At 43.6% G+C, this 4,046-nt stretch carries 8 protein-coding genes; all 8 read left to right on the top strand.

Annotated features, from left to right (window positions below; genetic code table 11):
* Positions 1 to 206, top strand: a 206-nt coding sequence (locus tag N518_RS16990) for a hypothetical protein (RefSeq protein ID WP_026444467.1), incomplete at its 5' end; no start/stop codon positions are given.
* Positions 207 to 214: 8 nt separating this feature from the next.
* Positions 215 to 490, top strand: a complete 276-nt coding sequence (locus N518_RS0114925; protein WP_026444203.1) for a hypothetical protein — start codon at positions 215 to 217, stop codon at positions 488 to 490.
* A 46-nt stretch (positions 491 to 536) separates the two neighbouring features.
* Entirely contained in the window at positions 537 to 698 is a 162-nt protein-coding gene (locus N518_RS17295; RefSeq protein WP_005026884.1) for a hypothetical protein, read from the top strand.
* Positions 695 to 1,471 (top strand): replication protein, encoded by a 777-nt coding sequence (locus tag N518_RS0114915; RefSeq protein WP_026444466.1) that lies wholly within the window; start codon positions 695 to 697, stop codon positions 1,469 to 1,471. Before N518_RS17295 ends, N518_RS0114915 begins: the two co-directional genes overlap by 4 nt.
* Positions 1,471 to 2,793 carry a replicative DNA helicase gene (locus tag N518_RS0114910; RefSeq protein ID WP_171076405.1) on the top strand — a complete coding sequence of 441 codons (1,323 nt, stop codon included), beginning with the start codon at positions 1,471 to 1,473 and terminating at the stop codon, positions 2,791 to 2,793. Before N518_RS0114915 ends, N518_RS0114910 begins: the two co-directional genes overlap by 1 nt.
* A gap of 202 nt (positions 2,794 to 2,995) precedes the next feature.
* Positions 2,996 to 3,247 carry a hypothetical protein gene (locus N518_RS0114900; RefSeq protein WP_026444463.1) on the top strand — a complete coding sequence of 84 codons (252 nt, stop codon included), beginning with the start codon at positions 2,996 to 2,998 and terminating at the stop codon, positions 3,245 to 3,247.
* Positions 3,248 to 3,342: 95 nt separating this feature from the next.
* Positions 3,343 to 3,726 (top strand): hypothetical protein, encoded by a 384-nt coding sequence (locus tag N518_RS0114895; RefSeq protein ID WP_228133350.1) that lies wholly within the window; start codon positions 3,343 to 3,345, stop codon positions 3,724 to 3,726.
* Positions 3,723 to 4,037 (top strand): hypothetical protein, encoded by a 315-nt coding sequence (locus N518_RS0114890; protein WP_026444198.1) that lies wholly within the window; start codon positions 3,723 to 3,725, stop codon positions 4,035 to 4,037. The genes N518_RS0114895 and N518_RS0114890 overlap by 4 nt, the downstream gene beginning before the upstream one ends.
* Positions 4,038 to 4,046: the final 9 nt, after the last annotated feature.

Below are 4,046 nucleotides of genomic sequence, written 5' to 3'. Positions count from 1 at the left end.
GCCTTTCTTTAAGTGATCGAGAAGACTTCGCAAAACGCTGCCAGACCTCACTGGGGTACTTAAACCAGATCATGTATGGCAACAGTAAATGCAGCGCCTCTCTCGCAATCAAAATCGATAAAGAGAGTGATGGTGCAGTTAGCTGCGACCTGCTTTGTCCAGAGGCAGATTTTGATTACGTCCGCAACCAAGCATTAAGTGCATAGGTGAATTTATGAGTCTTGAAAAGAAATCTACGCATGTTCGTTTATCTCCTGAAAATCATGAACGGGCACGTGTTCTATCCAATATCAAAGGAAAGGACTTGGCCCAGTATCTCGCCTGGCTACTCGAAAAAGAGATCGCTGGTGAGTGGCATGTTCTCAGTATAGAAGCTCGAAATATGGAGCGCTTGGGAGTATCCGCTTTACTAAGGGATTTAAGTACAGAGGTGTTTATCGCTGAGGGATCGGAAGGGATCCATGGGGATTCAGACAAAGAAAAAGCCTGATGGTTGAGATCAGGCTTTTAGTGTTCACCAACATTAGGAAATCTAAATGAACAAAAACATTTTAGCAGAGATAGAAATAAACCAAAAGATCTATCTGTTTCAAAAAGCGGTAGAGCGATATGCGGTAGAAAAAACCTTGCCTAATGCTCAGGCCGTGTCTCAAACCAAAGCGCAATTGCTTGCTTTCACTATTGGAGGTGGCAAATGAATATTGGCGTGGATTTTGAAAAATTCATACAACAGGCGGTTACTGTGGAAGAGAATTACACAAAGATGCCGAATATTGTGATTGATAGCATCATGCAGAATATAAGTCCAAATGCTTATAAATGCCTGAGCGTTATTATTCGTTGCACACTTGGTTATCAACGTGACAGCTATCAAATTGCACAAACTTTATTTTTAGAAATCACTGGCATTAAACGCAAGGAAACAGTGATTGATGCAATTCGTGAACTTGAGCAATTAAAGATCATTTCTGTTGATCGTAGCACTCACATTAATACTTTTTCTCTTACTTTTGATCAGTACGAAAAAACCGTACTAGTACGGAAAAATAGTACTAAGTCAGTTAGTACGGAAAAACCGTACCAAGTTGGTACTAATAATCCGTACTTAGTTGGTACGGAAAATCCGTACTCTATTAAAGAAAGAAAGAAAAAAGAAAATAATATTAAATTTTCTTTCTCTGAATCACTAAAAAACCTAGGTGCTGATGAGCAGTTAATCAAAGATTGGTTAGCTGTCCGCAAGAACAAAAAAGCTGCCAATACCGAAACAGCTTTTAGAGGTTTTGAACGTGAATTCAACAAAGCAAATTTAAATATCAACACTGTGCTGAAGATCTGCATCGAACGTTCATGGCAGGGCTTCAATGCATCTTGGTTGCAGAACATCAACCTTGCTGAATACCAGGAGCAAGAGCAGTTATCTGAACAACCAGCATCACAAACAACTTCTGGCGAATGGGTGGACTTCTGATGACAACACTACATTCGATGATGTTTGAACAGGCTGTACTGTCTACGTTGATGACTGTAGCTGACAGTCTCAATGCACTGGAAATCAAACCGACTGTTGAGGATTTCTACGCAACACGTCACCAGGAAATTTTCAAAGCAATCGAGAATTTGAATATTCAGGGTAAGCCGTATGACTTTGTCATGGTCAAGGATTTGGTTGAATCACAAGGCAAGATGAATCTTGTGGGTGGTGAGCAGTATTTCCTGGAGCTTTCCCAAGAAACAGCAGCAGCGTTTTTTAACCTGAACAGCTACATCAGCAAACTTAAAAAACTGACTGAATGCCGCAAGGTGGAAGAAGCTGGCAAGAAAATCATGGAGCTGGCCCAGAATACCCTGATTGAAGACATGCCACTCAAAGCCCAGGAGATTGCAGCAGGCGTAGAGTCTGTCATTGCCACAGATACCCGATACAGCCTGCAAGATTCCAGTGTGGCTGCCCTGGAGATTCTGGAACGTAAAATTGCTCATAAGCGTGATAACACAGGATTGGCTTATGGTGTAAATACTGGCCTTCGTGATCTGGATGCCATTATCGGGGATATTGAGCCTACCCATCTTTGCGTTGTGGCTGCTGCACCAGGTGGCGGTAAAACCACATTGGCCCAGATGATTGCTATTAACGCAGTAAAGCGCAATAACGCACCGACGCTGTTCTTCTCTGGTGAGATGTCTCATGACCAGGTGACGAGCCGAATCTTGAGCGCTATAGGCCGAATTCCTTTTAGCAATATCAAACGTGGCGAAATGACGGCTGATGATTACAGCTCATGGGTACACCTGACAGCACATGTTTTTCCACAGTATCCGCTAGAGATTGTGGATAAGGCTGGAATCAACCTGGCTGAGATGCGCGGAGAAATCAAAAAGACTATTGCCAAGCATGGCCGCATTGGCTGCGTCATTGTGGATTACTTGCAGCTCATGACTGACCCAACATCAACCAAGCGTTATGAGGTGGTTACTGCAATCTCTATGGGCCTTAAACGAATTGCAAAAGACTTCAAGTGCCCTGTAATTGCGCTGTCACAGTTGACCAAGGAGGCGCTAGGCCGTCCGTTGACTATGTCTGATCTACGAGAGTCTGGGCAGATTGCTCAGGATGCCGATCAAATTATTTTTCTTTATCCCGATTCAAAAGATATGGGTGTGATTAATGCCAATGTTGCCAAGAATCGTCATGGCAAAACAGGTGTAGCTCGTCTTTTGGATGGTTTTGAATATTGTCAGTTCCGAAGCGTTCAGCGACCAGATGACGAGAGTATGGGAGGTGGGGTGTGAAGGAATTCAGCGCAAGCATAAGTGGCACGCCAAGCCTAATTCAAACAGATTTGGGCTTAGAGAAATACTGCAAGGGTTGCAATGAATACTATCCAGCAGATTTAGAGTTCTTTTTCCTAGCCAGGATTAATAAGGATGGGTCTCTTCGGCTGGAAAATCTTTGTAAGGCATGCCGAATGGAGAAGAAAAGAGGGGGAGCGGCATGAACACTACTCAGTCACACAGCTACATGTTCGAAATGACGCTTGAAATCGTGTTGTTCATTACCTTTCGAACAAAGAAGACCTATGTGCAGGATGTCTTGGATGATGTGGTTTCAGGCGCAACAGGTAGAACGGTTCAGCGGTACTTGTCATCACTTGAGAAGCTTGGATTTATTGAAGGTGATGGCAAGTGCCCACAAGGATTCTTGCCGACTGAAAAAGCCAAACAGTTATTTGGAGTAAATCCATGAAAAAGACAAAACAAAAACTATCCGCAACTTGGGAAATCTTATCAACAGCTGAGTATGTGGAATCACTGGATCGCAATGTAAATGACGATGATCTGGTGAAGATTTACCAGGGTTCATTTGTACCGCTGCTGCTGGCTCATCGTGTAGAGCGCAAGCAAATTTGGACTGTATCAATCAAGACTATCGCCAAGGCTGACGATGGCACCTTGCATGAGCATGAAATGGAATGGTCTTTCAATAAGCCAATGAGCATCAAGGAAGTGATCAATGGTGCCAAGCATATCAAGGTTGAAAGCGATGGCATCAAGACACGCTGGCAAGGCGTATCAAAGCAATGGCTTGATGCAGTGGATGAAGATTTAAAAGGGCTTACAGCTGTGAGTGCGTGGGCTACTGCAACGTGTGTGGGGATGGTTGAGCAGAGAAATCCAGCAGCGGTGCTACTAGGCAAGATGATCAGTTGGGGAGCCACCGCATGACTAAGCATGACAACGTGAGCCTAGGGGGAATTATGAAAGCAACTGAGTTTGTTAAGAAGTTTGGATTAAACACCACAGAGAACTATGCCGACCATTGCGTAAATATTAATGACCTAAAACGCATTGTTGAGAGTCATGAGCTAGTTGAGAGGTGTGGCGGTTTAAACTCTCTAAAAGCATGGGTAAAAGAGACAAAGAGCAAACTCAGTCTTGCGACTTATTTTCATTGCAACAAGCCACTTGTTCTCATTCAAATTGAGAAGGCTGAACAAGCCATCGCAGACGTGGAGGCATGCCATGAAGTCAATTGAGGATATGGC

Origin of the sequence: Acinetobacter sp. UNC436CL71CviS28 (assembly GCF_000620525.1) — a bacterium.
Lineage (GTDB): Bacteria > Pseudomonadota > Gammaproteobacteria > Pseudomonadales > Moraxellaceae > Acinetobacter > Acinetobacter radioresistens.
Note: the sequence above shows the minus strand (reverse complement) of the source record. Positions and strands in the feature narration are given on the sequence as shown.